At 68.6% G+C, this 24,418-nt stretch carries 22 protein-coding genes; 18 read left to right on the forward strand and 4 right to left on the reverse strand.

Going from position 1 to position 24,418, the window contains the following annotated elements; genetic code table 11:
* Nucleotides 1-13 precede the first annotated feature (13 nt).
* Nucleotides 14-2,080, reverse strand: coding sequence for a bifunctional 2',3'-cyclic-nucleotide 2'-phosphodiesterase/3'-nucleotidase (locus GEM_RS02645; protein ID WP_014895909.1), 2,067 nt, complete (start codon nucleotides 2,078-2,080; stop codon nucleotides 14-16).
* Between the two features lie 295 nt (nucleotides 2,081-2,375).
* On the opposite strand from GEM_RS02645, the gene GEM_RS02650 reads away from it, so the two are divergent.
* From GEM_RS02650 to GEM_RS02695, 10 genes are all read left to right on the forward strand, one after another.
* Nucleotides 2,376-3,500, forward strand: a complete 1,125-nt coding sequence (locus GEM_RS02650) for an MlaE family ABC transporter permease (protein ID WP_014895910.1) — start codon at nucleotides 2,376-2,378, stop codon at nucleotides 3,498-3,500.
* Nucleotides 3,497-4,456, forward strand: a complete 960-nt coding sequence (locus GEM_RS02655; RefSeq protein ID WP_014895911.1) for an ABC transporter ATP-binding protein — start codon at nucleotides 3,497-3,499, stop codon at nucleotides 4,454-4,456. The genes GEM_RS02650 and GEM_RS02655 overlap by 4 nt, the downstream gene beginning before the upstream one ends.
* Before the next feature lie 28 nt (nucleotides 4,457-4,484).
* Nucleotides 4,485-5,414 carry an MlaD family protein gene (locus tag GEM_RS02660; protein ID WP_014895912.1) on the forward strand — a complete coding sequence of 310 codons (930 nt, stop codon included), beginning with the start codon at nucleotides 4,485-4,487 and terminating at the stop codon, nucleotides 5,412-5,414.
* A gap of 89 nt (nucleotides 5,415-5,503) precedes the next feature.
* Nucleotides 5,504-6,127: an ABC-type transport auxiliary lipoprotein family protein gene (locus tag GEM_RS02665; RefSeq protein ID WP_014895913.1), complete on the forward strand. Its 624-nt coding sequence runs from the start codon at nucleotides 5,504-5,506 to the stop codon at nucleotides 6,125-6,127.
* Nucleotides 6,128-6,146: 19 nt separating this feature from the next.
* Nucleotides 6,147-7,298 carry a VanZ family protein gene (locus tag GEM_RS02670; RefSeq protein ID WP_014895914.1) on the forward strand — a complete coding sequence of 384 codons (1,152 nt, stop codon included), beginning with the start codon at nucleotides 6,147-6,149 and terminating at the stop codon, nucleotides 7,296-7,298.
* A gap of 147 nt (nucleotides 7,299-7,445) precedes the next feature.
* Nucleotides 7,446-7,763 carry a (2Fe-2S) ferredoxin domain-containing protein gene (locus GEM_RS02675; RefSeq protein ID WP_011694422.1) on the forward strand — a complete coding sequence of 106 codons (318 nt, stop codon included), beginning with the start codon at nucleotides 7,446-7,448 and terminating at the stop codon, nucleotides 7,761-7,763.
* Between the two features lie 13 nt (nucleotides 7,764-7,776).
* Nucleotides 7,777-8,421, forward strand: a complete 645-nt coding sequence (locus GEM_RS02680; protein ID WP_014895915.1) for an alpha/beta hydrolase — start codon at nucleotides 7,777-7,779, stop codon at nucleotides 8,419-8,421.
* A gap of 483 nt (nucleotides 8,422-8,904) precedes the next feature.
* Entirely contained in the window at nucleotides 8,905-10,218 is a 1,314-nt protein-coding gene (locus GEM_RS02685; protein WP_014895916.1) for a D-alanyl-D-alanine carboxypeptidase family protein, read from the forward strand.
* 49 nt (nucleotides 10,219-10,267) lie between these two features.
* Nucleotides 10,268-11,194 (forward strand): D-amino acid aminotransferase, encoded by a 927-nt coding sequence (locus GEM_RS02690; RefSeq protein WP_014895917.1) that lies wholly within the window; start codon nucleotides 10,268-10,270, stop codon nucleotides 11,192-11,194.
* Complete coding sequence (locus GEM_RS02695) at nucleotides 11,194-11,502, forward strand: YbeD family protein (RefSeq protein WP_011353335.1); 309 nt, start codon at nucleotides 11,194-11,196, stop codon at nucleotides 11,500-11,502. The genes GEM_RS02690 and GEM_RS02695 overlap by 1 nt, the downstream gene beginning before the upstream one ends.
* A gap of 35 nt (nucleotides 11,503-11,537) precedes the next feature.
* Here GEM_RS02695 and GEM_RS02700 read toward each other — a convergent pair whose 3' ends face one another.
* Nucleotides 11,538-12,509: a transcriptional regulator GcvA gene (locus GEM_RS02700; protein ID WP_014895918.1), complete on the reverse strand. Its 972-nt coding sequence runs from the start codon at nucleotides 12,507-12,509 to the stop codon at nucleotides 11,538-11,540.
* Between the two features lie 102 nt (nucleotides 12,510-12,611).
* Between GEM_RS02700 and GEM_RS02705 the strand changes: the two genes are divergently transcribed.
* The 6 genes from GEM_RS02705 to GEM_RS02730 all read left to right on the forward strand — a co-directional run bounded on the left by GEM_RS02705 (nucleotide 12,612) and on the right by GEM_RS02730 (nucleotide 17,832).
* Nucleotides 12,612-12,938, forward strand: coding sequence for a DUF2917 domain-containing protein (locus GEM_RS02705; protein ID WP_014895919.1), 327 nt, complete (start codon nucleotides 12,612-12,614; stop codon nucleotides 12,936-12,938).
* Nucleotides 12,939-13,021: 83 nt separating this feature from the next.
* Entirely contained in the window at nucleotides 13,022-13,777 is a 756-nt protein-coding gene (lipB, locus tag GEM_RS02710; RefSeq protein ID WP_014895920.1) for a lipoyl(octanoyl) transferase LipB, read from the forward strand.
* On the forward strand, nucleotides 13,770-14,759 hold the full coding sequence (gene lipA, locus GEM_RS02715) for a lipoyl synthase (protein WP_014895921.1): 990 nt from the start codon (nucleotides 13,770-13,772) through the stop codon (nucleotides 14,757-14,759). The genes lipB and lipA overlap by 8 nt, the downstream gene beginning before the upstream one ends.
* A 254-nt stretch (nucleotides 14,760-15,013) precedes the next feature.
* Nucleotides 15,014-16,030, forward strand: coding sequence for a taurine ABC transporter substrate-binding protein (tauA, locus tag GEM_RS02720; RefSeq protein WP_014895922.1), 1,017 nt, complete (start codon nucleotides 15,014-15,016; stop codon nucleotides 16,028-16,030).
* 39 nt (nucleotides 16,031-16,069) lie between these two features.
* Nucleotides 16,070-16,867, forward strand: a complete 798-nt coding sequence (locus tag GEM_RS02725) for a taurine ABC transporter ATP-binding protein (RefSeq protein ID WP_014895923.1) — start codon at nucleotides 16,070-16,072, stop codon at nucleotides 16,865-16,867.
* Nucleotides 16,867-17,832, forward strand: coding sequence for an ABC transporter permease subunit (locus GEM_RS02730; RefSeq protein WP_014895924.1), 966 nt, complete (start codon nucleotides 16,867-16,869; stop codon nucleotides 17,830-17,832). Before GEM_RS02725 ends, GEM_RS02730 begins: the two co-directional genes overlap by 1 nt.
* 43 nt (nucleotides 17,833-17,875) lie before the next feature.
* Here the strand turns inward: GEM_RS02730 and ggt are convergent, their stop codons facing one another.
* Together ggt and GEM_RS02740 are read right to left on the reverse strand one after the other, a co-directional pair.
* Nucleotides 17,876-19,759: a gamma-glutamyltransferase gene (gene ggt, locus GEM_RS02735; RefSeq protein ID WP_014895925.1), complete on the reverse strand. Its 1,884-nt coding sequence runs from the start codon at nucleotides 19,757-19,759 to the stop codon at nucleotides 17,876-17,878.
* A 73-nt stretch (nucleotides 19,760-19,832) separates the two neighbouring features.
* Nucleotides 19,833-20,795 carry a LysR family transcriptional regulator gene (locus GEM_RS02740; RefSeq protein ID WP_014895926.1) on the reverse strand — a complete coding sequence of 321 codons (963 nt, stop codon included), beginning with the start codon at nucleotides 20,793-20,795 and terminating at the stop codon, nucleotides 19,833-19,835.
* A gap of 233 nt (nucleotides 20,796-21,028) precedes the next feature.
* On the opposite strand from GEM_RS02740, the gene GEM_RS02745 reads away from it, so the two are divergent.
* Nucleotides 21,029-23,164, forward strand: a complete 2,136-nt coding sequence (locus GEM_RS02745; protein ID WP_014895927.1) for a 3-hydroxyacyl-CoA dehydrogenase NAD-binding domain-containing protein — start codon at nucleotides 21,029-21,031, stop codon at nucleotides 23,162-23,164.
* A 29-nt stretch (nucleotides 23,165-23,193) separates the two neighbouring features.
* The gene (locus GEM_RS02750; RefSeq protein WP_014895928.1) at nucleotides 23,194-24,411 is read left to right on the forward strand and encodes an acyl-CoA dehydrogenase family protein; all 1,218 of its coding nucleotides are present in this window, start codon (nucleotides 23,194-23,196) and stop codon (nucleotides 24,409-24,411) included.
* Nucleotides 24,412-24,418: the final 7 nt, after the last annotated feature.

A 24,418-nucleotide genomic window follows, 5' to 3' on the forward strand; every position in this document is an offset into this window, starting at 1 on the left:
GCGGGTCTCATGGTCATTGCGTGAGGTCGATCTCGTAGGTGGCGAGGTTCTTGCCCGAGCCGTCGTCGGCCGCGACCTGCGTGAGGCCGGTCAGGCCGGCCGCCGCCGCGTCGCCGAGGCGATTCGGCGCCGACGCGAACTGCACGTGCGCGACCGAGCTCGCGAGCTTCGTAAAGCGCCAGCTGCGCTGCGCACCGTCCGCCGTGCGCGTGATCGCGCCGCGCTTCTTGATGAACGCGATCAGCACGTCGCGGTTCGCATCGGGCGACGCGAAGATCGTCTTGCTGCCGTCGAGGCCCGGGAAGTTGCCGCCGCCGCTCGCGCGGTAGTTGTTGGTCGCGACGATGAACTGCGCGTTCGGGTCGATCGGCGCGCCCTTGTACGTCAGGTTCTTGATCCGGCTGCCGACCGGCTGCGTGACGTCGATCTCGTACGCGAGATCCGCGGACGTGAACATGTCGAAGTTGTAGCCGGGGAAGCTGCCGACGAGCGGCTGCACGGTCGCCTTGGTCGGGTCGATCGTGTTGAAGCGCTTCGCGGCCGTCTCGAGCCAGTTCTTCACGTCGGTGCCGCTCACCTTCACCGCGTACACGGTGTTCGGATACAGGTACAGGTCGGCCGCGTTGTTGATCGCGAGCGCGCCCGGCACGACGTCGGTGTAGTCGGTGCCGCCGCCGAAGCCGCTCTTGAACGGCGCGCTGACCGACAGCACCGGCAGCGCCGCGTATTGCGGCAGGTTCGCCTGCACGTAGCTCCGCACGTAGTCGGCCTGCGCCTCGTTGACGATCTGGATTGCACCCGGATCGCCGACGTCCGCGAAGTACGAGTTCATCCGGTAGTCGGTCGAGCCGATCGGCGTCTTCACGTAGTCGATCGTCGCCTGGTGCTCGGCGGCGATCGCGGCGGAGACCGACGGATCGGCTGCGACGTAGCTCTTGTCGGCGTTCTGGATCGGCCGGGCCTCGACGGTCGTCTGCGACTTGTCGACGCTCCAGGCTTTGCCGTCGAACTTCAGGCCGAGCTTGATCACGCCGAGGTGCTTGCCCCAGTAGTTGGCCATCACGGTCGGCACGCCGTTGACGGTGCCCTTCGCCTTGTCGACACCCGGCAGGTTGAACTGCGCCACGGTGCTGTTCGCGTCCGGGAACACCTGGTGCGAGTGGCCGATCAGCATCGCGTCGATGCCGGGCACCTTCGACAGCCACCAGCTGCCGTTTTCCATGGTCGGCGAATACGTCGAGTTGTCGAGGCCGCCGTGCGAGATCGCGACGACGAGGTCGGCGCCCTTCGCGCGCATCTCCGGAATGTACTTCTCGGCCGCTTCCTTCAGGCCGGTCGTGTAGACCTTGCCGTCGAGCCAGCGCTTGTCCCAGCTCATGATCGCCGGCGGCGTGAAGCCGATGATGCCGACCTTCACCGGCGCGCTGACCGTCTTGCCGTCGGGCGTGACGGCCGTCACCGTGCGGGTCAGGATCGTGTACGGCGTGAACAGCGGCGCATTGGTCTTCGCGCTGATCACGTTCGCGAGCACCTGCGGGAAATTCGGGCCCGCGCACTTCTTCTGCTGCGCGGGGGCCGGCAGCCCATCGACGTCGAACGTGTTGCCGGTCACTTGCGACAGGTACGGCAGCCCGTAGTTGAACTCATGGTTGCCGATCCCGCCGCCGTCGAACTTCGCGGCGTTCATCACCTTGTAGATCGCGAGCGTCCGGTCGCAGCCGATCGGGTTCACGAGCGCCTGGTAGTCCGACAGCGCGGTGCCCTGGATCGTGTCGCCGTTGTCGAGCAGCAGCGTGTTCGGGTACTGCGCGCGCGCCTTCGCGATCAGCGTCGACACGCGTTCGAAACCGAGCGAATTGTCGGCGGCGAGCTTGAAATAGTCATACGACAGCACGTTGGTGTGCAGGTCGGTCGTCTCGAGCAGCGCGAGCGTGGCCGTCGTGCCGGCGGGGGCCTGGGCCTGCGTCTGCGACGACGGCGCGGTGACGTCGTCGCCGCCGCAGCCGGCGAGGGCGAAGGCGAGGCTGGCGAGCGCGGCGGCGCTCGGCACGCGGCGACGGGAAAGCGGGGGGAGACGCATCGATTGTCCTGTTCGGTGTTCTGTTCTATGAGTCGCGAGGTGCGCAACGAGATGGCGGCGCGGGCGCCGACGGCCTGATGTGCGGCGCGTGAGAGTATCGAAAGGAAACATGACGGAAGAATGAAAGGTCGCGGGTCGGGCAATCGGCCGGCCCCGGCGGCGAGCGTTGCGTCGCCAGGGCCCGGCGCCCCCAGCTAGGCGCCCCCAGCTAGGCGCCCCCACGGAAATCCTCACGTCGCGGCGCCGGGCGGTTCGCTACAATGGCCGCTGTCATCCTTTTGCAAACAACCCGCCCTTGGACTTTGAGACTCCTCCCGGCCTGTCGGTCGACGCCGGCGGCCAGGGTCAGACGGTGCGCCTGTATGGCCAATGGACTGCGCTCGCGCTCGCGCGCAACCGCGGCGTGGTTGCGCGTCGCGTCGCGGGCATCGCGTCCGGGCGCGTGAGCGAGTGGGACCTGTCCGGCATCGAGCGGCTCGACCACGTCGGCGGCCAGGCGCTGTGGCGCGTATGGGGCCGCAAGCTGCCGGCCGGCGTCGAGCTGACCGCCACCCAGCGCACGATCTTCGAGCGCATCGAACGCCTCGACAGCCAGCGCGAGGCGCCCGAGCGCGTCGTGCGCTACGGTCCCGTCACGCGTCTCGGCCAGGCGATCTTCGCGTTCGGCGAACACCTGCAGGGCGGCATCGCAATGTTCGGCCTCGTGGTCCTCGACACGGTGTCGGTGCTGCGCCGCCCGCAGACGATGCCGTGGAAGGAAACCTCGGCGAACATCTACAGCGCCGGCGCGCAGGCGCTGCCGATCACCGCGCTGGTCGCGTTCCTGATCGGCATCGTGCTGAGCTACCTGTCCGCGCAGCAACTGCAGATGTTCGGCGCGAACCGCTACATCGTGAACATCCTCGGGCTGTCGGTGATCCGCGAGCTCGGCCCCGTGCTGTCGGCGATCCTCGTCGCGGGCCGCTCCGGTTCGGCGATCACCGCGCAGATCGGCGTGATGCGCGTGACCGAGGAGCTCGACGCGATGCGCGTGATGGGCATCCCGCACGGGCTGCGGCTGATCCTGCCGCGTGTGTTCGCGCTCGGCGTCGCGATGCCGCTCCTCGTGATGTGGACCAATATCATTGCGTTGACGGGCGGCGCGCTCGCCGCGAAGATGGTCCTCGGGATCGACGTCAGCTATTTCGTGCGTTCGCTGCCGGGCGTCGTGCCGATCGCGAACCTGTACATCGGCGTCGGCAAGGGTGTCGTGTTCGGCATGCTGATCGCGCTGGTCGCGTGCCATTTCGGTTTCCGGATCAAGGCGAACTCGCAGAGCCTCGGCGAAGGGACGACGACGTCGGTCGTCACGTCGATCACGGTCGTGATCCTCGCCGACGCGGTGTTCGCGATCCTGTTCCAGAACGTGGGGCTCGGATGAACGCGTCGAACCAATCGCCGGCCGATGCCGCGCCGGCCGATGCCGCGCCGGCCGATGCCACGACCGCACATGCCGCTGCAATCGGCGCCGGATCGGTCGGCATGCCGCGTGGCGTCGCCGCGCACGGCGACGACCTCGTGATCGAGGTCCACAACCTGACGAAGCGCTACGGGCGCAACATCGTTCACCAGAAGCTCGATTTCGACGTGCGACGCGGCGAGATCGTGTCGATCGTCGGCGGCTCCGGCTCGGGCAAGACGACGCTCGTGCGGCAGATCCTCGGCCTCGAGCGGCCGACGTCGGGCACGATCAAGGTGTTCGGCGAAGACACGTCGAAGATCGACGACGCGAGCGCGCGGATGATGCGCACGCGCTCGGGGATGCTGTTCCAGCAGGGGGCGCTGTTCTCGTCGATGACGGTGTTCGACAACGTCGCGCAGCCGCTGCGCGAGCTCGGCCGCGTGCCACCCGACCTGCTGCACGACATCGTGATGCTGAAGCTCGAGATGGTCGGGCTGCCGTGCAAGCACGCGTCGAAGATGCCGGCCGCGCTGTCGGGCGGGATGGTCAAGCGGGTCGGCATCGCGCGCGCGATCGCGCTCGAGCCCGAGCTGCTGTTCCTCGACGAGCCGACGGCCGGCCTCGACCCGCAGGCGTCCGACGAATTCGTCGAGCTGATCGCGACGCTGCACCGCACGCTGGGGCTGACCGTCGTGATGGTGACGCACGATCTCGACACGATGGTCGCGCTGTCGACGCGGGTCGCGGTGCTGGCCGACCGCAAGGTGCTGGTGGCCGCGCCGGTCGAGGAGGCCGCGAACGTCGACCATCCGTTCATCCACGAATATTTCCTGGGGCTGCGCGGGCGCCGCGCACTGCAGGCGCTGCCGCCCGAGCGGCGCGCGAAGCTGCCGAAGGCGGCCCTCGAACCGGCGCCGTCGAGCGTCGAGTTGTAAGCCAAGGCAAGAAGCAAGGAACCCGCGAATGGAAAACAAATCACATGCGTTCTGGGCCGGCCTGTTCACGATCGCGCTGACGCTGGCGATCGCGGGCACCGTGTTCTGGTTCAACGTCGACCGCACCGTGCGCGTGCCGTACGACCTGCTCGCGCGCACCAACGTGACGGGCCTGTTTCCCGATGCGGCCGTGCGCTTTCGCGGCCTCGACGTCGGCAAGGTCCAGTCGATCGGCTTCGACCGTACGCACCCCGGTCAGATCCGGATCCGGATTCTCGTCGACCACGACGCGCCGATCACGCAGTCGACCTACGGCAGCCTCGGCTTCCAGGGCGTGACGGGCATCGCGTTCGTGCAGCTCGAGGATACGGGCCGCGACCTGGCGCCGCTGCCGTCGTCGCCGAAGGCGATCGCGCAGATCCCGATGCGGCCGAGCCTGTTCGACCAGATCCAGGAGCGCGGCGACGAGCTGCTGCGGCAGCTCGAGCAGGCGGCGAAAAGCGCGAACCAGCTGATGTCGCCGGAGATGCGCGAGCAACTGCGCGCGACGGCCGAAAGCCTGCAGCACGCGGCGGACGGCGCGGCGACGCTGTCGAAGCAGCTGGCGCCGACGGTTGCCGCGCTGCCGGAGACGATGCATCAGGTCGATCGCGCGATGGCGTCGGCGAACACGCTGCTGCAGCCGAACGGGCCGCTCGTGTCGAACCTGAACAAGGCCGGCTCGGCCGCGGAGCAGGTCGGCGTCGCGCTGAACGACCTGAACTCGCGGGTCCAGTACGACACGCTGCCGCGCTTCAACTCGCTGGCGGGCAGCGTCGGCGATGCGTCGCGGCAATTGAAGGACGTCGCCGGTGAACTCGGCCGCAATCCGAGCAGTCTGTTGTTCGGTTCGCCCGGCGCCGCGCCCGGGCCCGGCGAAGCGGGCTTCGTCTGGCCGGGTGCGTCGGCCGGGAAATGAAGCGTATCGCAAGCCCATCGATCGTCCGGCCCGGCGCGAGGCCGGGCAATGACGCCATCGAAACCGGAACCATCATGCAGGAACACGCCATGCCACGAATCCTTGATCGCGCGCTGCGTCCGGCCGCGGCCGCGCTCGCCGTGCTGACGCTCGCGCTCGCCGCCGGCTGCGCTGGCCACAGCGCGGCGCTGTCGAACGTCCGCTACGACCTCGGGCCGGCCGCGTCGGTCGTGACGGCCGGCACGGGCCCCGCGCTGAAGGTGCTCGACGTCGCCGCGCCCGACGCACTCGACTCGGACAAGTTCGTCTACCGCCTCGCGTATGCGGATGCGCAGCGCATGGCCGTCTATCGCGACAGCCGCTGGACCGCGCCGCCCGCGCAACTGCTCACGCAGCGGCTGCGCGGCGCGCTGTCGTCGCGCGGCGCGGTGCTCGAAGGCTCCGACGGCGTGCGCGCGCCGACGCTCAAGGTCGACCTGAACGAATTCGAGCAGGTGTTCGACGGCCAGTCGCAGAGTCACGGCGCGGTCACCGCCCGCGCGACGCTGATGCAGGACGGCAAGGTGCTCGGCCAGCGCACGTTCGTCGCGCGCGCGCCGTCGAGCACGCCCGATGCGGCCGGCGGCGCGCGTGCGCTCGCGGCTGCGAGCGACGAACTCGTGTCGCAGATCGCCGCGTGGGTTGGCGTGCAGGCGTACGCGGGCAACCCGTGACGCGCGACGCGCAGCCGCGATGAACCCGCCGGGCACGCCGCGCGCGTCGTCGCTGGCGCGACAGGCGTTCGCCGCGTACGCGGCGCTCATCGTCTATGCGTCGCTGTATCCGTTCGAAGGCTGGGTGTCGCTCGGCATCGGGCCGTTCGACTACCTGTTCGCGCCGATGCAGCGCTATGTGACCGCATTCGACGTGGTCACCAACGTGCTCGGCTACCTGCCGTTCGGCGCACTCGGCGTGCTCGCGCTGCACCCGCGCTGGCGCGGCGTCGCCGCGACGCTGATCGTCGGCTGCCTCGGCGTGCTGCTGTCGGGATCGATGGAGGCGCTGCAGACCTACCTGCCGACGCGCGTCGCGTCGAATCTCGACCTCGCGGCCAACGCGCTCGGCGCACTGGTCGGTGCCGCGCTCGCGGCGCCGGCCACCGGCGCGCTGCTCGACCGCGGCGCACTGCGCCGGTTGCGCTTCGCGTGGTTCGAAACCGACGGGGCCACACCGCTGCTGCTCGCCGCGCTGTGGCCGTTCGCGATCCTGTTCCCGTCGCCGTTCCTGTTCGGCATCGGCGACTGGCCGGCCGCACTGTGGGAGCGCACCGACGGCTCGATGCAGGACGCGCTGCTCGCGTGGCTGCCGGCCGCGTGGCGCGTGAGCGAATGGCCCGAGCGGGTCGACGGCTGGCTGTCCGACTCCGCGTGGGAAGCCGCGCTCGGCGGGCTGATGCTGTTCGCCGCGCTGGCGATCGCGTCGCTGGCGATGCGCGAGTCTGCGCCGCGCGTGCGGCTCCTGATCGGGTTGGTCGCCGCGACGCTCGCGCTGAAGTCGGCCGCGACGTTCATGCAGTCGACCACCGGTCTCGTCGTCGTGTGGGCGACGCCCGGCACGCGGCTCGGCATCGAGCTCGGCTTCGCGGCGGCGCTGGTTGCGCTGCACGTGCCGGCCACCTGGCGTGCCATGCTCGCGGCCGTCGCGCTGCTGGCCGGCGTGGCGCTCGTCAACCTGCTGCCCGTCAACCCGTTCTTCGACTTCACGCTGTCGGGCTGGCGGCAGGGCCGCTACGTGCATTTCAACAGCATCGCGCGCTGGCTCGCGTGGATCTGGCCCTACGCGGCGCTGCTCTGGCTCGGCCAGCGCGTCGAGCACGCGTGGCTGCCGGCCGCGCTGCGGCGCTGACGCGGCGGTCGGGGCAGGGCGGCCACGGCGCGATCGCGGGCAGCGGCGCGCGCCGGTCGTTATAATCGACCGCACCATCCGTCGCACCGCGCGCCGGCAATCGCCCCTCTTTCCGCCTGGCACCGCGCCGGGCCGCTCGTCACCATCATGGATTCCTACTACCAGCACCACGTCTTCTTCTGCCTGAACCAGCGCGAACCGGGCGCCGAGCGTCCGAGCTGCGCGCAATGCGATGCGCAGACCATGCAGGAATACGCGAAAAAGCGCGTGAAGGAACTCGGCCTCGCGGGGCCCGGCAAGGTCCGCATCAACAAGGCCGGCTGCCTCGACCGCTGCGAGGAAGGGCCCGTGATGGTCGTGTATCCGGAAGGCACGTGGTACACGTACGTCGATCAGGCCGACATCGACGAGATCGTCGAATCGCACCTGCGCGACGGCAAGGTCGTCGACCGCCTGAAGATTTGAGCGGGCCGGCCGAATGAACGTTAATACGCAGAAGTCGCTGATCGCCGGCCCGGTCGGGCAGATCGAAATCGCGGTCGACCTGCCGGACGCCGTGCGCGAAGGCAGCGCCGCGCCGCGCGGCATCGCGCTCGTCGCGCATCCGCATCCGCTGTTCGGCGGCACGATGGACAACAAGGTCGCGCAAACCCTTGCGCGCACGCTGGTCCAGCTCAACTACGTGGTATACCGGTCGAACTTCCGCGGCGTCGGCGCGACCGAAGGCGTGCACGACAACGGCATCGGCGAGGCCGACGACCTGCTCGCGGTGCTCGCGCAGATGCGCGCGCAGCCCGCGTATGCGGACCTGCCGCTGGTGCTCGCGGGCTTCTCGTTCGGCACCTTCGTGCTGTCGCATGTCGCGAAGCGGCTGCGCGATGCGGGCGAGACGATCGAGCGGATGGTGTTCGTCGGCACGGCCGCGAGCCGCTGGCAGGTCGCCGACGTGCCCGAGAACACGCTCGTGATCCACGGCGAAACCGACGACACGGTGCCGATCGCATCGGTCTACGACTGGGCGCGGCCGCAGGAACTGCCGGTCGTCGTGATCCCCGGCGCGGAGCACTTCTTCCATCGCAAGCTGCACGTGCTGAAGCGCATCATCGTCGACGCGTGGCGTTGAGACGCTGAGCCCGCCGCGCGGCGCCGGAGCCGCACGACTGCGAGGTCGCCGCTCGCGCGAGATCGCGCCGCACCGTGTCGGACACGGTCGCACCTGCCGCCGCCGCGCGGTGCAACCCGACTTGCACGGTGCCTGCGCACGCCTTTCGCGCGGCTTCGAGCGCGCTCTCCCGTCACTCACCCGCGCTATCCTCTCGAAGCCGGTGTGCGGCCACCCGGCGCGCGGTTCGCGAAAACGCCCTTCGCGGCCACGTATAATGGCCGCATTTCGCGTCGCCCGCGGCCCGGCTGGGCCCATGCGGCGCTCGTTTCGCCGCCTGTCCGCCCGCTCGCGACGGCCGCGAACCGAACGCGTCCGCACGAGTCCAACCGGCGCGTTTCGCGCCGTCCGACGCTGTCGGACGCATGCCCGGAACGCCCGCCGCCTTGCCGTTCAACCCTGCGCGTTTCGCGCTGCACTTTCTGCCATCAGCCTGAATCGATCATGCGTCTGTCTCCCCAAGGCCTCAAGTCCCTCGCTTCCTCCATCGCCTTCGGCACCGCCGCGCGCAACGTCGCGCTGGGCGTGATGCTGCCTGTCGCGCTCGCGTCGACGATCGTCGTCGCGGAAGCGAAGCCGGCCGCCAAGGCCAAGGCCGCGCATGCCGCGCCGGCCGCCGCCGAGCAGTTCACCGGCGCGCCCGCGACCTTCATGCCGGGCGCGGTGCCGCCGCCGGGCGTGAACGCGCACTCGTGGGTGCTCGTCGATGCGACGAGCAACACGGTGCTCGCGTCGGGCAACGCTGACGAACGCGTCGAGCCCGCCTCGCTGACGAAGCTGATGACGGCCTACCTGGTGTTCGAGGCGCTCGACAAGAAGAAGATCTCGATGGAGCAGATCGTCACGCCGAGCGCAGCCGTGCGCCGCGTCGGCACCGACGAGTCGCGGATGTTCATCGAGGCGGACAAGCCGGTGTCGGTACACGACCTCGTGTACGGGATGATCATCCAGTCGGGCAACGACGCCGCGATCGCGCTGGCCGAACTGGTCGGCGGCAGCGAAGGGCAGTTCGTCACGCTGATGAACGACGAGGCGCAGCGCCTCGGCATGAAGGGCACGCACTTCGCCGACGTGAACGGCATGCCCGACCCGAACCACTACACGACGGCCGGCGACCTCGCGAAGCTGTCCGCACACCTGGTCCGCGATTTTCCGCAGTACTACAGCATCTTCTCGGAGAAGGAATTCAAGTACAACAACATCCGCCAGGGCAACCGCAACCGGCTGCTTTGGCTGGATCCGACGGTCGACGGCCTGAAGACGGGCCATACGCAGGCGGCGGGCTACTGCCTGATCGCGTCGGCCAAGCGCGCGATCCCGGGTGTCGATGGCCAGCGTCGCCTCGTGTCGGTGATGATGGGCGAGCAGAAGGAAGGCGAGCGCACGCAGGACAGCATGAAGATGCTGAACTACGGCTATAGCGCGTTCGACGCGGTGCGCCTGTTCAAGGGCGGCCAGGCGATGTCGACGCCGCGCATCTACAAGGGCAAGGAAAACACCGTGCAGGTCGGCGTGAAGGGCGACCAGTGGGTGACCGTGCCGCGCGGCCTCGGCGAGAAGGTCAAGCCGCAAGTCGAAGTCAACGCGCCGCTGATCGCACCGCTCGCGGAAGGCCAGCAGGTCGGCACCGTGAAGATCGTCGCCGACGGCAAGACGCTGTCGGAGTTCCCGGTCGTCGCCCTGCAGGCCGTGCCTGAAGCGGGTATCTTCGGGCGTATCTGGGACTCGATCCTGCTGATGTTCAGCAAGAAGAAGTAAGCGCGACGGGCCTTTGTTTTTTACGACTTCATCCCCATCTGGTATTGCCATGAGCCAAGCCGAATTCGAACCGATCGTCTACCTCAGCGTGTCAGCGCAGGAGGAACTGGTGCCGCTGTCGGAAGCCCGGGTCCCGGTGCTCGACCGCGGGTTCATCTTCGGCGATGGCGTGTATGAAGTCGTTCCCGTCTATGCACACGACGGCGCGCACGTGCCGTTCCGGATCGAACAGCATCTGGAGCGGCTTGCGCGCAGCCTGAAGAAGATCGGCATCGACAATCCGCATGACGCGGCCGGCTGGCGCGAGTTGATCGAGCGCATGGTCGCCGCGAATGCCGAAGGTCTCGGCGACGGCAATGCGCTCGTCTACCTGCAGGTGACGCGCGGCGTCGCGAAGCGCGGCCACGCGTTCCCGGCCAACGTGGTGCCGACGGTGTTCGTGATGACGAGCCCGCTGCGCCTGCCGTCGGACGAGGAGCGCGCGCAGGGCGTGTGCTGCGTGACGGCCGAGGATCGGCGCTGGCTGCATTGCGACATCAAGTCGATCTCGCTGCTCGGCAACGTGCTGATGGCGCAGCATGCGGCCGAACGCAACGCGTTCGAGACGATTCAGTTGCGCGACGACAACGTGACCGAAGGCTCGTCGTCGAACGTGTGGATCGTGAAGAACGGCGAGCTGATGGCGCCGCCGCGCAGCAACAAGATCCTCGAAGGGATCCGCTACGCGCTGGTCGAGCAGCTGGCCGACGAATGCGGGATTCCGTTCGTGGCGCGCGAGATCAGCGAGGTCGAGCTGCGTTCGGCGGACGAAATCATGATCACGTCGGCCACGAAGGAAATCCTGCCCGTCACGTTGCTCGACGATCTGCCCGTGCAGGGCGGCAAGCCGGGCCCCGTGTTCGCGGCGTTGTACGACGCGTACCAGCGCGCGAAAGCGCGCGAATTTGAACAGTTTGACCTAACCCGGAGAAAATGATGAGCGAACCGACCAAAACCATCGAGGTCACCGGCGCGATCGATACCCGGAAGGAGTCGCTGCTGGAGTTTCCGTGCGATTTCCCGATCAAGATCATGGGCAAGGCGCATCCGGAATTCAAGGACACGATCTTCAAGGTCGTCGCTGTCCATGACAACGAGATCGACGTCGAGAAGATCGAAGAGCGCGCATCGAGCGGCGGCAACTACACCGGCCTCACGATCACCGTGCGCGCGACGAGCCAGGAACAGCTCGACAACATCTACCGCGCACTGACCGGCCATCCGATGGTCAAGGTCGTACTGTAGGGCCTGTTCCCGCTAATAACGGGCTTGCGCTGGCCCTACGCCTTCCATCCTCCTTCCTGCGCGCACTCGGCGGGGGTCTTCCCCGCCGCGCGCCGCGCGTCCAGCTCGTCGCACAGCAGCATGTACTCGGCGACTTCCTGAAGCAGCCAGGTCCTGAACGCCTGCACGCGCGGCGTGTTCAGGAGCGGCGGCGGACACACGAAGAAGTAGTGCCACGGGCTTTGCCCGTCGATGTCGAACAGGCGCACGAGGCGCCCGTCGAGCAGGTCATGCACCGCGAGCGAGCGGCGCACGAGCGCGATGCCCTGGCCGTCGATCGCGGCCAGCAGCAGGTTCGACGAATCCTGGTACAGGATCCCCCGTTTCGGCTCGGTCAGCGTATCGAGCCCGGCCGCGTCGAACCACGGCCGCCACAGCTCGTCGTCCGAGCGCAGCAGGTTGTAGTGCGCGAGATCGGCGGGCGTCTGCGGCAGCTTGCCGCCGTTCAGCGTCGGCGCACAGGCCGGAAAGAACACCTCCTCGAACAGCGGCTCGACGTGCAGCCCCGGATAGTTGCCGGAGCCGAAGCGGATCGCGAGGTCGACGTCGTCGCGCGCGAAATCGGTGAGCGAGTTGGTCGACTGCAGCTCGACGTCGATTTCCGGATGCCGCTCGATGAACGTGCCGATGCGCGGCGTGATGAAGCGCGCGGCGAACGACGACAGCATCGACACCACCAGCCGCCGGCCGCGGTCGCTTGCGCGCACCTCGCGCGTCGCGTCGGCGATCACCATCAGCGCGCCGCGGACCTGCTGCGCGTAGCGCATGCCGGCGTCGGTCAGGCACAAGCGCTTGCCGTTACGGGTGAACAGCTGCACGCCGAGCTCCTCCTCGAGTGCGCGCACCTGGTGGCTGACCGCGCCGTGCGTGACGTACAGCTCGTCGGCGGCGCGCGAGAAATTCTCGTGACGGGCGGCGGCTTCGAACGCGCGAATCGCGTTCAGTGCAGGCAGCTGGCGGAGGTCCATTTGCTAATTTTCCTCACATCGACGTGAAAATTGGTCGTTTAGTCGGGCGCCTTTAAGTGACTACGATTGTAGCCATCGAAGCATTTATTGGCGGAGTCGATCATGCAAGAAATTTCTTCAAGCATCACGTTCGAAATCCCCGCGGGCGAAACCGTGCCGATGAAGGTGCAACGCAGCACGCGCCTGACGGTGCAATGCGGGCCGGTCTGGGCGACGCGCAGCAACGACGTCGAAGACTACTTCCTGGTCGACGGCGAGACGCTCCGGCTGCGCCGCGGCGAGCGGCTGTGGCTCAGCGCGGAAAGCGGGCAAGGCGCGCACGTCGCATTCTCGGTGTCGCGACCGGCCCGGGAAGTCGCGCTCACCGGGCTCGCGCGGCTGCGCAACCGCCTGAATGCGCTGCTCCACGACGGCTGGCGCACCGTCTGACCGAGCTTTCCTCCGACGGAACCTCGCGATCCGTCCCTTTCCAAGGCCGGCGAGACCCATGGGTTTTCGGTAAACTACCGCCCATGTCCGTCTCGCCGGTTGCCATCGTGTCCACGCCTGTCGCTGTTTCCGAATCGCCCGCCGGGTCCCCGGTTCATCCGGTCGTGCCGGTCACCGTGCGCTGGCGGGGCAGCGAAGCCTACGAGACGAGCTTCGCCGCGATGCGGGCGTTTACCGACACACGCACGACCGACACCGGCGACGAAATCTGGCTCGTCGAGCATCCGCCCGTGTACACGCTCGGCCAGGCCGGCGACCCGGCCCACCTGCTGGTGGCCGACAGCGGCGTGCCGCTCGTGAAGGTCGACCGCGGCGGACAAATCACCTACCACGGCCCCGGCCAGATCGTCGCCTACCTGCTGCTGGACCTGCGCCGGCGCAAGCTGATGGTGCGCACGCTCGTGACGAAGATCGAGGAGGCCGTGATCGAAACCCTTGCGGCGTATAATCTCGCTTCGGTCCGCAAGGCGGGCGCGCCGGGAATCTACGTGGCATCCGGCGTGCACGAAGGCGCGAAAATCGCGGCCCTCGGCCTGAAGATCCGCAACGGCTGCAGCTATCACGGACTGAGCCTGAACGTGAAGATGGATCTGCGCCCGTTTCTTGCGATCAACCCGTGCGGCTATGCCGGACTGGAAACCGTCGACATGGCAAGCCTCGAGGTTGCCGCCGACTGGAACGACGTCGCCCACACGCTGGTGGGTCGTCTGATCGCCAACCTCGACGGCGAATCCGCGGCCGCCGACAAGCCGCAGGCACTGGAACATTCGAATGACTGACGTTACCGCTTCCCCCGCACCGGCCGATTCGGCCGCGACTGCCTACGATCCGACCGCCAAGCAGAAGGCGCAGGCGAAGACGGCGCGCATCCCGATCAAGGTCGTTCCGATCGAGAAGCTGAAGAAGCCGGAGTGGATCCGCGTGAAGGCGGCTACCGGCAGCTCGCGCTTCAACGAGATCAAGACGATCCTGCGCGAGCACAACCTGCACACGGTGTGCGAGGAAGCGAGCTGCCCGAACATCGGCGAATGCTTCGGCAAGGGCACCGCGACGTTCATGATCATGGGCGACAAGTGCACGCGCCGCTGCCCGTTCTGCGATGTCGGCCACGGCCGTCCCGATCCGCTCGACGCGGATGAACCGAAGAACCTGGCGCGCACGATCGCCGCGCTCAAGCTCAAGTACGTGGTGATCACGAGCGTCGACCGCGACGACCTGCGCGACGGCGGTGCCGCCCACTTCGTCGAGTGCATCCGCGAGACGCGCGCGCAGTCGCCGGAAACGCGCATCGAGATCCTGACGCCGGACTTCCGCGGCCGTCTCGACCGCGCGATCTCGATCCTGAACGCTGCACCGCCCGACGTGATGAACCACAACCTCGAAACGGTGCCGCGCCTGTACAAGGAAGCGCGCCCGGGTTCGGACTACGCGCACTCGCTGAAGCTGCTGAAGGACTTCAAGGCGCAGCATCCGGACGTTGCGACGAAGTCGGGCCTGATGGTCGGCCTCGGCGAAACCGAAGAGGAGATCCTGCAGGTGATGCGCGACCTGCGCGCGCACGACGTCGACATGCTGACGATCGGCCAGTACCTGCAGCCGTCCGAGCACCACCTGCCGGTGCGTGCGTACGTGCATCCGGATACGTTCAAGATGTACGAGGAAGAGGCGTACAAGATGGGCTTCACGCACGCGGCCGTTGGCGCGATGGTGCGTTCGAGCTATCACGCCGATCTGCAGGCGCACGGGGCCGGGGTGGTCTGAGCGCCGTACTCGCATTGCTGCAGATTTCCCGCAGCCGAACAAGCCCGCAGCGATGCGGGCTTTTTTGTTGGCGCGGCCGCCGCCCGCGCATTTGCACGACAATCGCCACCCGACCGGATGCACGATCCGGTTCAGCGTGGAAAGCAAAGCTGAAACGGCATCGATAGCTTCGCAGGATAAGTTCGCTCCCGCCGCACGCAAAGCTCGTAAAGTCGGCTCTCCCGCAGCAATGCCCGCATTCGAAGGAGAGCCGCATGTCCCGTTTCCGCTTTATCCGCCGCGCCGTCGTCGCGTTGACCGCTTTTGCCGCGCTCGGCGCGGCGCACGCCGAATCGCGCGAGGTCGTGATCGCGTACCAGGACATGGTCGTGCCGTGGCGCTATGCGCAGGCGAGCGGTGAAGTCGAAAAGGCGACCGGCTACAAGGTCACGTTCCGCAAGCTCGACAGCGGCGCCGACGTGATCCGCGCGCTCGCATCGGGCTCCGTGCAGCTCGGCGAGGCCGGCTCCAGCCCGATCGCGGCTGGCCTGTCGCAGGGGCTCGACATCTCGCTGTTCTGGGTGCTCGACAACATCAACGACGCCGAGGCGCTCGTCGCGCGCAACGGCTCGGGCGTGACCAGCGTCGCCGCGTTGAAGGGCAAGAAGATCGGCGTGCCGTTCGTGTCGACGTCGCATTTCCATACGCTCGTCGCGCTGCTGGCCGCGGGCGTGAATCCGAACGACGTGAAGATCGTCAACCTGCGTCCGCCCGAGGTCGCGGCCGCCTGGGCGCGCGGCGACATCGACGCGACCTACATCTGGGACCCGGTGCTCGCGAAGGTCAAGCAGTCGGGCACCGTGCTGACGACGTCGGGCCGGGTCGCGCAGGAAAGCGGCAAGGCGACCTTCGACGGCTTCGTCGTGAGCCGCAAGTTCGCGCGCGAGAACCCCGAGTTCGTCACGCGTTTCGTGAAGGTGCTGGCGGCCGCCGATGCCGACTACCGCGCGCATGCCGCCGCGTGGAAGGTCGGCTCGCCGCAGGTCGCGGCGGTCGCGAAGGTGTCGGGCGCGAACGCGCAGGACGTGCCGGCCAGCCTCGCACTCTACGCATTCCCGACGGCGGCCGAGCAGGCGTCGCCGACGTGGCTCGGCGGCGGCGCGCAATCGGGTGCCGCGAAGTCGCTCGCGGCCACCGCCACGTTCCTCAAATCGCAAGGCACGATCCAGACGGTGCTCGCCGACTATTCGGTCGGCGTCGATCCGCAGTTCGTGCAGAAGGCCGCGCGCTGAGCGCGGCCACTCAGGCCATTCATCGCGGAGCCCTCGATCATGAGCACGCTGGAAGTCCGTCAGGTATCGGTCGCCTATCCGGGCGAACGCGGTCGGCCGACGACGCAGGCGCTCGCGCGCGTCGACCTGCGCATCGATTCCGGAGAATTCGTCGTCGCGCTCGGCGCGTCCGGGTGCGGGAAGACGACGCTGCTGAACTGCATGGCCGGCTTCGTCGCGCCGACCACGGGCAACGTGTGCGTCGACGGCGTGCCGGTCACGGGCCCCGGCGCCGACCGCGGCGTCGTGTTCCAGAAATACGCGTTGCTGCCGTGGCTCGACGTGCTCGAGAACGTCGCGCTCGGGCTGCGCTTCGCGCGCGTGTCGAAGGCCGAACGTGAAGCGCGCGCGAGAGAGATGCTCGCGCTCGTCGGCCTCGAGCGCCATGCGCATGCGCGCGTGTACGAACTGTCGGGCGGGATGCAGCAGCGCGTCGGCATCGCGCGTGCGCTCGCGAGCGACCCGCGCGTGCTGCTGATGGACGAACCGATGGGCGCGCTCGACGCGATGACGCGCGGCACGATGCAGGCGCTCGTGCTCGACGTGTGGGCGCGTACCGGCAAGACGGTGTTCTTCATCACGCACGACGTCGAGGAGGCGCTGTTCCTTGCGACGCGTCTCGTCGTGATGACACCCGGCCCCGGCCGCATCGCGGAAACGTTCGAGCTGCCGTTCGCGCGGCGCTACGTCGAATCGCGCGATGCGCGCGCGGTGAAGTCGTCGCCGGATTTCATCGCATGGCGCGAGCGGCTGATCGCGTATCTGCATCGCGACGAGGCGGTCGCGGAGACCGCGTGATGCATGAGTTCGCGCGGCAGGGTGCGTCCGTCGGGCGCGGCCGGATCAGTACATTGCACAGGCAGGACAACATGAGCACGCAGGATTCGTGGGCGGCCGATCGAGCGGCCGGGGAGTTCGGGCAGGATCAGCGCGCGACACAACGACGCCACGCGGCGCGTCCGGCGCGCGCATCGCATCGCTACCGGTTGCCGGGGCAGGGGAAGACAGCCGCGCTCAGCGCGGCGACGGTCGCGGCGCTGGCCGTGCTGTGGTGGGTCGCGACGCACCGGCAGTGGCTGCCGCCGCTGTTCCTGCCCGCGCCGGAAGCGGTGTGGGCCGCCTTCGTCGACGCTTGGCACGGTCGCATCCAGGGCGGCCTGCCGTTGTCCGAGCACCTGTTGTGGAGCGCCGCGCGCGTGTTCGGCGCGTTCCTGTTCGCAACCGCGATCGGCGTGCCGGCCGGCATCCTGATGGGCGTGAGCCGGATCGCGCGCGGCGTGCTCGATCCGCTGCTGGAGTTCTACCGGCCGCTGCCGCCGCTCGCGTACCTGCCGCTCGTCGTGATCTGGTTCGGCATCGACGAAACGGCGAAGCTGGTCGTGATTTTCCTCGCGTGCTTCGCGCCGATCGCGATGGCCGCGCGCGCCGGCGTGCGCGCGGCGACGGTCGAGCAGATCAACGCCGCGTATTCGCTCGGCGGCAGCTTCGCGCAGATCGTGCGCCACGTCGTGCTGCCGGCCGCGCTGCCGGAAATCCTCACCGGCCTGCGGATCGCGATCGGGTTCGGCTGGACGACCCTCGTCGCGGCCGAGATGGTCGCCGCGACGGCCGGGCTCGGGCAGATGGTGCTCAATGCGTCGAGCTTCCTGCGCACCGATATCGTCGTGATGGGCATCCTGATCATCGGCGCGATCGCGTGGCTGTTCGATCTCGCGATGCGCTGGGTCGAGCGGCGGGTGGTGCCGTGGAAGGGGCGCGGATGATACGAAGCAGGCGGCGCATGTGCGCCGCCTCTGCCGGCCGGCCTCAATCCCCCATCGCAATTCCTTCCCGCCGCGGGTCCGCGCCGCCGAACCACACCGTCTGCCCCTGCACGTTCAGTCGCTGGATCCCCTGCAGTCCCGAGTTCATCTCGACGACCTGCACGTCGTGCCCGCGTCCCTTCAGCCCGTCGACGAGTGCATCGGACACGCGGCCGCGTTCGAGCTGCGTCGGCCCGTTCATCGACCCGAAGTTCGGCAGCGCGATCGCCTGCTGCATCGTCATCCCCCAGTCGAGCACGCCGATCAGCGCCTTCGCGACGTGGTTGATGATCGCGGGGCCGCCGGCCGAACCGACGATCATCGTCACCTGCTTCGTCTTCCTGTCGAACACGAGTTCCGGCGTCATCGCCGAGCGCGGCCGCTTGCCGGCCTGCACGCGGTTCGCGACGGGCCGCCCGTTCTCGCTCGACACGAACGAGAAATCGGTGAGCTGGTTGTTCAGCATGAAGCCGCGCACCATCAGCCGCGAACCGAATGCGTCCTCGACGCTGGTCGTCATCGACAGCGCCTGGCCGTAGCGGTCGACGATCGCGATGTCGGACGTCGACGGCAATTCGGGGCTGCGGTCGTCGGCCAGTGCGAGCGTCGCGCCCTGCGGCATGCCGGCCTGCGCGACGCCCATGCTGGTGTCGCCGATCAGGCGCGCGCGCTGCGCGAGATAGGTCCGGTCGGTGAGGCTCGCCCAGCTGCCGCCCGGCAGCGGCGCGAAATCGGGATCGGCGACGTAGCGCGCGCGGTCCGCAAACGCAAGGCGCCCGGCCTCGCTGAACAGGTGCGCCGCGAACGGTGTCGGCTCGTAGCCGACCTCGTTGCGCACCGGTTTCTGCGCGCCGATCTGCTGCCAGTCGGGCATCGCCTCGAGGATGCCGAGCATCTGCGCGATCGCGAGGCCGCCCGACGACGGCGGCGGCATCCCGCAGACCACCGAGCGCCGGTAGTCGGTACACAGCGGCGTACGCACCTTCGCCTTGTAGCGCGCGAGATCCTGCACCGCCAGCAGGCCCGGATTGGTCGGATGCTTGCGCACCTTCGCGACGATGTCGCGCGCGATCGCGCCGGTGTAGAACGCATTCGCGCCGCGGTCGGCGACCTGGCGCAGCACGGTCGCGAGCGCGGGGTTCTTCAGCACCGTGCCGGCCGGCTTCGGCGTGCCGTCCTTGTTGTAGAAGTACGCGCGTGCGGCCGGATCCTTCATCAGGTACGGGTCGTTCGCAACCAGCATCGCCAGGCGCGGGCTGATCGTGAAGCCGTGCTCGGCGAGCCGGATCGCGGGCTGGAACAGCCGGCGCCACGGCAGTTTGCCGTGCGCGCGATGCGCGGCGTCGAGCATCCGCAGCACGCCCGGCGTGCCGACCGAACGCCCGCCGACGACGCCTTCATAGAAACCCATCGGCTGGCCGGTCGGGCCGTAGAACAGGCGGTCGGTCGCGGCGGCCGGCGCGGTCTCGCGGCCGTCGTATGCCTGCGCCGCCTTGCCGTCGAAGTACAGCATGAACGCGCCACCACCGAGACCCGACGATTGCGGCTCGACGAGCGCGAGCACCATCTGCGTCGCGATCGCCGCGTCGATCGCGGTGCCGCCGGCCTTCAGTATCTCGTAGCCGGCCTGGGTCGCGAGCGGGTTCGCGGCCGCGATCATGAAGTGCTGCGAGGTCCAGCCCGGCTTGTCGGTCCAGCCGGACGACAGTTCGGGCGCATGGACGCCGGGCAGCGGCACCGCGGCGCCCGACGCGGCGGCGACCGGGACGACGGCGCCCGACGGCGCGGACGGGGACGTGCAGCCGGCGCTGAACGTGACGAGCGCGACGAGCGCGAGCGCGGCGACAGGCGTCCAGGGACGCGAATGCGGACGAATCCGGTCGAACATTGAACCCTCGGCAACTGTGAAATCGAAGGGGGCTGCGGCGCTGGTGCGGCACGCGCCGTGCGCACGCGGCGCGCTATTGTCGCCGCGCGGCCGGCGGATTGTCATCAGACAAGAAACCCTGACGCATCCCGCCGGGCCCGCCCCGGCCGGCCTTTCCGGCCTGTTCGAGGATGAACTCTATGAACGTCGAGGTCGCGCGCGTGTGGTGCCGGTTCGGCATGTACAGCATGTACATGTGCGTGCCGAAGATGCTGAGCCGGTACGCGTCCAGCGACGTGACGACCGTGCCGCGCCGCATGTCGTCCTGCATCACGTAGTCGGGTACGATGCCGACGCCGATCCCGGCGAGGATCGCCTGGCGCAGGAACAGGAAGTTCTCCGAAATCAGCGTGGGCTCGAGCAGCACCTCGTGGCGCTCGTCGCCGAGATACGCGGCGATCCGCAGCTGCCGGCCCAGCACCGTCGCCGTGACGACCGGCGCGGCGGCCAGCGCGCCGAGGTTGGCGGGCATCCCGTGCGCGGCCGCGAACGCGGGCGACGCGCACGCGACGTAGCGCACCGCGCCCATGTCGCGCGCGACGAGGTTCTGCGGCGGCTCGGACATCACGCGGATCGCGATGTCGACTTCGTCGCGCATCAGGTCCTCCACGCGATTCTCGAACACCACGTCGAGCACGATGCCCGGATGCAGCCGCTTGAACGCGAGCAGCCATTCGGACATCACCATCTGCCCGTAGCCGCTCGGCACCGACAGCCGCACGCGGCCCTGCAGGTCCTGGCCGAGCGTCGTCACCGATTCCTGCGCGGCGAGCAGCTCGTTGCGGATGCGCCGGCCGTGCTCGTACAGTTTCAGCCCGATCTCGGTCGGCTCGATGCGGCGCGTGGTGCGCCGCACCAGCTGCTGGCCGATCGAGCGCTCGAGCTGGTTCAGCCGGTAGCTGACGTTCGCGCGGCTCATCTTGAGCCGTTGCGCGGCCTTGCTCAGGTTGCCCGCGTCGAGGATCTCGACCAGCAGGGTCAGCGCGTTCAGGTCCATGCCCGGTGTCTCCTGGTCTGTCCCGTTTAATGGTTCGAAAGCATTCAGTGTCAAGTCAGACTTGACAGCTTGTAAAGGCGCGCGGGAATTGTCAATGAATCTCGATCAATCGAGAATCGAGTCATGATCGGCACGCACGCCGGATTGTTTCCCGCCTCGCGGGACGCGGATCGGGAACCGGCACCGCCGACCCGTCCCGCGGCTCCCGCCCGGCGCACCGCACTGGAGACCCCATGAATTCAACCGTTTCCCCCGAACCCTCCCGAGCCGGCACCGTCACGCGCGAACGGCGCGACAAGGTGCTCGTCGTCACGATCGACCATCCGCCCGTCAATGCACTGTCGGCCGACGTGCGGCGCGGCCTCGCCGACGCGCTTGACGCCGCGCAGGCCGACGACGCGATCCGCGCGGTGCTGATCGTCGGCGCCGGCCGCAACTTCATTGCGGGCGCCGACATCCGCGAATTCGGCAAGCCGCCGGTGCCGCCGTCGCTGCCCGACGTATGCGAACGGATCGAGTCGAGCGCGAAGCCGGTCGTGGTCGCGCTGCACGGCGCGACGCTCGGCGGCGGCCTCGAGGTCGCGCTCGCCGCGCATTACCGGCTCGCGGTACCCGGCACCAAGCTCGGGCTGCCCGAAGTCACGCTCGGTCTGCTGCCCGGCGCGGGCGGCACGCAGCGCACGCCGCGCCTGATCGGCGCCCAGGCCGCGCTCGACCTGATGCTGACGGGGCGCCACGTGAGCGCCGACGAAGCGCTCGCGTTCGGCCTCGTCGATCGCGTCGCGCACAGCGACGACACGCTCGCCGAAGGTCTCGCGTACACCCAGGAACTCGTGTCGCTCGGCGCGCCGGCAAGGCGCACCCGCGATGCGCAGGGGCTCGCCGATCGCGCGGCCGCGCAGGCCGCGATCGATGCGGCGCGCGCCGAACTGCCGAAGAAGTCGCGTGGTCTGTTCTCGCCGGCGAAGATCGTCGACGCGGTCGAGGCCACGCTCACGCACGCGTTCGACGCGGGAATGAAGCTCGAACGCAGCCTGTTCCTGCAATGCATCGACAGTCCGCAGCGCGCGGGCCTCGTGCATGCGTTCTTCGCGGAACGCGAGGCCGCGAAGGTGCCGGAGGCGCGCCGCGCGAGCGCGCGTCCGGTCGAGCGGCTCGGCGTGGTCGGCGGCGGCACGATGGGCGCGGGGATCGCGGTCGCGGCGCTCGACGCCGGGCTGCCGGTGACGATGATCGAACGCGATGAAGCATCGCTCGCGCGTGGCCGCGCGCATGTCGAGAAGGTCTACGACGGCCTCGTCGCGAAGGGCCGGATGACCCCGGCCGCGCACGCGGCGCGGCTCGCCCGCTTCAAGGGCAGCACGTCGTACGACGCGCTCGCGCAGGCCGACGTGGTGATCGAGGCCGTGTTCGAGGACATGGCCGTGAAGAAGGCGGTGTTCGCCGAACTCGCGCGCGCGTGCAAGCCGGGCGCGGTGCTCGCGACCAACACGTCGTATCTCGACATCGACGAGCTGGCGGCCAGCATCGACCGGCCGGCCGACGTGATCGGCCTGCATTTCTTCTCGCCAGCCAACGTGATGAAGCTGCTCGAGATCGTCGTGCCGGCGCGCGTGAGTGCGGACGTCGTCGCGACCGCGTTCGCGCTCGCGAAGCAGCTGAAGAAGACGCCGGTGCGTGCGGGCGTGTGCGACGGCTTCATCGGCAACCGGATCCTCGCGGTCTACCGCACCGCGGCCGACTACCTGATGGAAGACGGCGCGTCGCCGTACCAGATCGATCGCGCGGTGCGTGAATTCGGGTTCCCGATGGGGCCGTTCCAGGTGGTCGACCTCGCGGGCGGCGACATCGGCTGGGCGACCCGCAAGCGCCGCGCGGCGACGCGCGACCCGCGCGCGCGCTACGTGGAGATTTCCGACCGGCTGTGCGAGCGCGGCTGGTTCGGGCAGAAGACCGGACGCGGCTACTACCTGTATCCGGACGGCACGCGCGTCGGCACGCCGGACCCGGAAGTCGAGGCCATCGTCGCCGACGCGCGCGCGAAGCAGGGCATCACGCCGCGCACGTTCACCGATGACGAGATCCTGCGCCGCTACCTCGCCGCGATGATCAACGAAGGCGCGAACGTCGTGCACGAGAAGATCGCGCTGCGCCCGCTCGACGTCGACGCGGTGTTCCTGTACGGCTACGGCTTCCCGCGCTATCGCGGCGGCCCGATGCACTACGCGGACACGGTCGGCCTCGCGAACGTGCTCGCCGACATCCGTGCGTTCGCGCAGGAGGATCCGCTGTTCTGGAAGCCTTCGCCGCTGATCGTCGAGCTGGTCGAGCGCGGCGCGGATTTCGCGAGCCTGAACCGCATCGACTGAACGCCAACCGCATTCGCAACGGACCCACGATGGACCTCAATTTCACACCCGAAGAGGAAGCGTTCCGCGCCGACGTGCAGCGCTTCCTCGCCGCCGAACTGCCGGAGCGCATCGCGCGCAAGGTGAAGGGCGGCCTGCATCTCACGCGTGACGACATGCGCGAATGGCACGCGATCCTCAACGCACGCGGCTGGCTCGCGAGCCACTGGCCGCGTGAATACGGCGGCCCCGGCTGGAGCGTCGCGCAGAAGTTCCTGTTCGACAACGAATGCGCGCTCGCGGGCGCGCCGCGCATCGTGCCGTTCGGCGTCAACATGCTCGGGCCCGTGCTGATCAAGTACGGCAACGAAGCGCAGAAGCGCCACTGGCTGCCGCGCATCCTGGACGGCACCGACTGGTGGTGCCAGGGCTATTCGGAGCCGGGCGCCGGTTCCGATCTCGCGGCGGTGAAGACGAGCGCGGTGCGGGGTGTGGACGCGCAGGGCAGTCACTACGTCGTGAACGGCCAGAAGACGTGGACCACGCTCGGCCACTACGCGAACATGATCTTCTGTCTCGTGCGCACCGCGACCGACGTGCGCAAGCAGGAGGGCATCAGCTTCCTGCTGATCGACATGAACACGCCGGGCGTCGAAGTGCGCCCGATCATCACGCTCGATGGCGAGCACGAGGTGAACGAAGTGTTCTTCACCGACGTGCGCGTGCCGGTGGAGAACCTGGTCGGCGAAGAGAACCGCGGCTGGACCTACGCGAAATACCTGCTTACGTACGAGCGCACCAACATCGCCGGGATCGGCTTCTCGACGGCCGCGCTCGACCGGCTGCGCGCGGTCGCCGCGAAAGTCACGAAGAACGGCCGGCCGCTCGCGGACGACCCGTTCTTCGCGGCTCGCGTCGCGCGCGTCGAAATCGAACTCGAGAACATGCGCACGACCAACCTGCGCGTGCTGGCCGCGGTCGCGGGCGGCGGCGTGCCGGGCGCGGAAAGCTCGATGCTGAAGATCCGCGGCACGCAGATCCGCCAGGAGATCACGGCGCTGATGCGGCGCGCGATGGGGCCGTACGCGCAGCCGTTCGTCGAGGCCGCGCTCGACGGCGATCATGCGGATGGCGGCGGCGAGCCGATCGGCCCGGACGAGGCCGCGAGCGCCGCGCAGCAGTATTTCAACAACCGCAAGCTGTCGATTTTCGGCGGCTCGAACGAGATCCAGAAGAACATCATCGCGAAGATGATGCTCGGGCTGTAACGAGGGA

It is taken from the genome of Burkholderia cepacia GG4 (assembly GCF_000292915.1).
GTDB classification, from domain to species: Bacteria; Pseudomonadota; Gammaproteobacteria; order Burkholderiales; family Burkholderiaceae; genus Burkholderia; species Burkholderia cepacia_D.

What these genes read in the sequence shown, in the direction of transcription:
- tauA (WP_014895922.1), top strand. Translation starts at nt 15,014, where the DNA reads ATGTCCCGTTTCCGCTTTATCCGCCGCGCCGTCGTCGCGTTGACCGCT.
- GEM_RS02700 (WP_014895918.1), bottom strand. Translation starts at nt 12,509, where the DNA reads ATGGACCTCCGCCAGCTGCCTGCACTGAACGCGATTCGCGCGTTCGAA.
- GEM_RS02680 (WP_014895915.1), top strand. Translation starts at nt 7,777, where the DNA reads ATGAACGTTAATACGCAGAAGTCGCTGATCGCCGGCCCGGTCGGGCAG.
- GEM_RS02645 (WP_014895909.1), bottom strand. Translation starts at nt 2,080, where the DNA reads ATGCGTCTCCCCCCGCTTTCCCGTCGCCGCGTGCCGAGCGCCGCCGCG.
- ggt (WP_014895925.1), bottom strand. Translation starts at nt 19,759, where the DNA reads ATGTTCGACCGGATTCGTCCGCATTCGCGTCCCTGGACGCCTGTCGCC.
- GEM_RS02660 (WP_014895912.1), top strand. Translation starts at nt 4,485, where the DNA reads ATGGAAAACAAATCACATGCGTTCTGGGCCGGCCTGTTCACGATCGCG.
- GEM_RS02725 (WP_014895923.1), top strand. Translation starts at nt 16,070, where the DNA reads ATGAGCACGCTGGAAGTCCGTCAGGTATCGGTCGCCTATCCGGGCGAA.
- GEM_RS02730 (WP_014895924.1), top strand. Translation starts at nt 16,867, where the DNA reads ATGCATGAGTTCGCGCGGCAGGGTGCGTCCGTCGGGCGCGGCCGGATC.
- GEM_RS02705 (WP_014895919.1), top strand. Translation starts at nt 12,612, where the DNA reads ATGCAAGAAATTTCTTCAAGCATCACGTTCGAAATCCCCGCGGGCGAA.
- GEM_RS02745 (WP_014895927.1), top strand. Translation starts at nt 21,029, where the DNA reads ATGAATTCAACCGTTTCCCCCGAACCCTCCCGAGCCGGCACCGTCACG.
- GEM_RS02690 (WP_014895917.1), top strand. Translation starts at nt 10,268, where the DNA reads ATGAGCCAAGCCGAATTCGAACCGATCGTCTACCTCAGCGTGTCAGCG.
- GEM_RS02750 (WP_014895928.1), top strand. Translation starts at nt 23,194, where the DNA reads ATGGACCTCAATTTCACACCCGAAGAGGAAGCGTTCCGCGCCGACGTG.
- lipB (WP_014895920.1), top strand. Translation starts at nt 13,022, where the DNA reads ATGTCCGTCTCGCCGGTTGCCATCGTGTCCACGCCTGTCGCTGTTTCC.
- GEM_RS02685 (WP_014895916.1), top strand. Translation starts at nt 8,905, where the DNA reads ATGCGTCTGTCTCCCCAAGGCCTCAAGTCCCTCGCTTCCTCCATCGCC.
- lipA (WP_014895921.1), top strand. Translation starts at nt 13,770, where the DNA reads ATGACTGACGTTACCGCTTCCCCCGCACCGGCCGATTCGGCCGCGACT.
- GEM_RS02675 (WP_011694422.1), top strand. Translation starts at nt 7,446, where the DNA reads ATGGATTCCTACTACCAGCACCACGTCTTCTTCTGCCTGAACCAGCGC.
- GEM_RS02740 (WP_014895926.1), bottom strand. Translation starts at nt 20,795, where the DNA reads ATGGACCTGAACGCGCTGACCCTGCTGGTCGAGATCCTCGACGCGGGC.
- GEM_RS02670 (WP_014895914.1), top strand. Translation starts at nt 6,147, where the DNA reads ATGAACCCGCCGGGCACGCCGCGCGCGTCGTCGCTGGCGCGACAGGCG.
- GEM_RS02695 (WP_011353335.1), top strand. Translation starts at nt 11,194, where the DNA reads ATGAGCGAACCGACCAAAACCATCGAGGTCACCGGCGCGATCGATACC.
- GEM_RS02665 (WP_014895913.1), top strand. Translation starts at nt 5,504, where the DNA reads ATGCCACGAATCCTTGATCGCGCGCTGCGTCCGGCCGCGGCCGCGCTC.
- GEM_RS02655 (WP_014895911.1), top strand. Translation starts at nt 3,497, where the DNA reads ATGAACGCGTCGAACCAATCGCCGGCCGATGCCGCGCCGGCCGATGCC.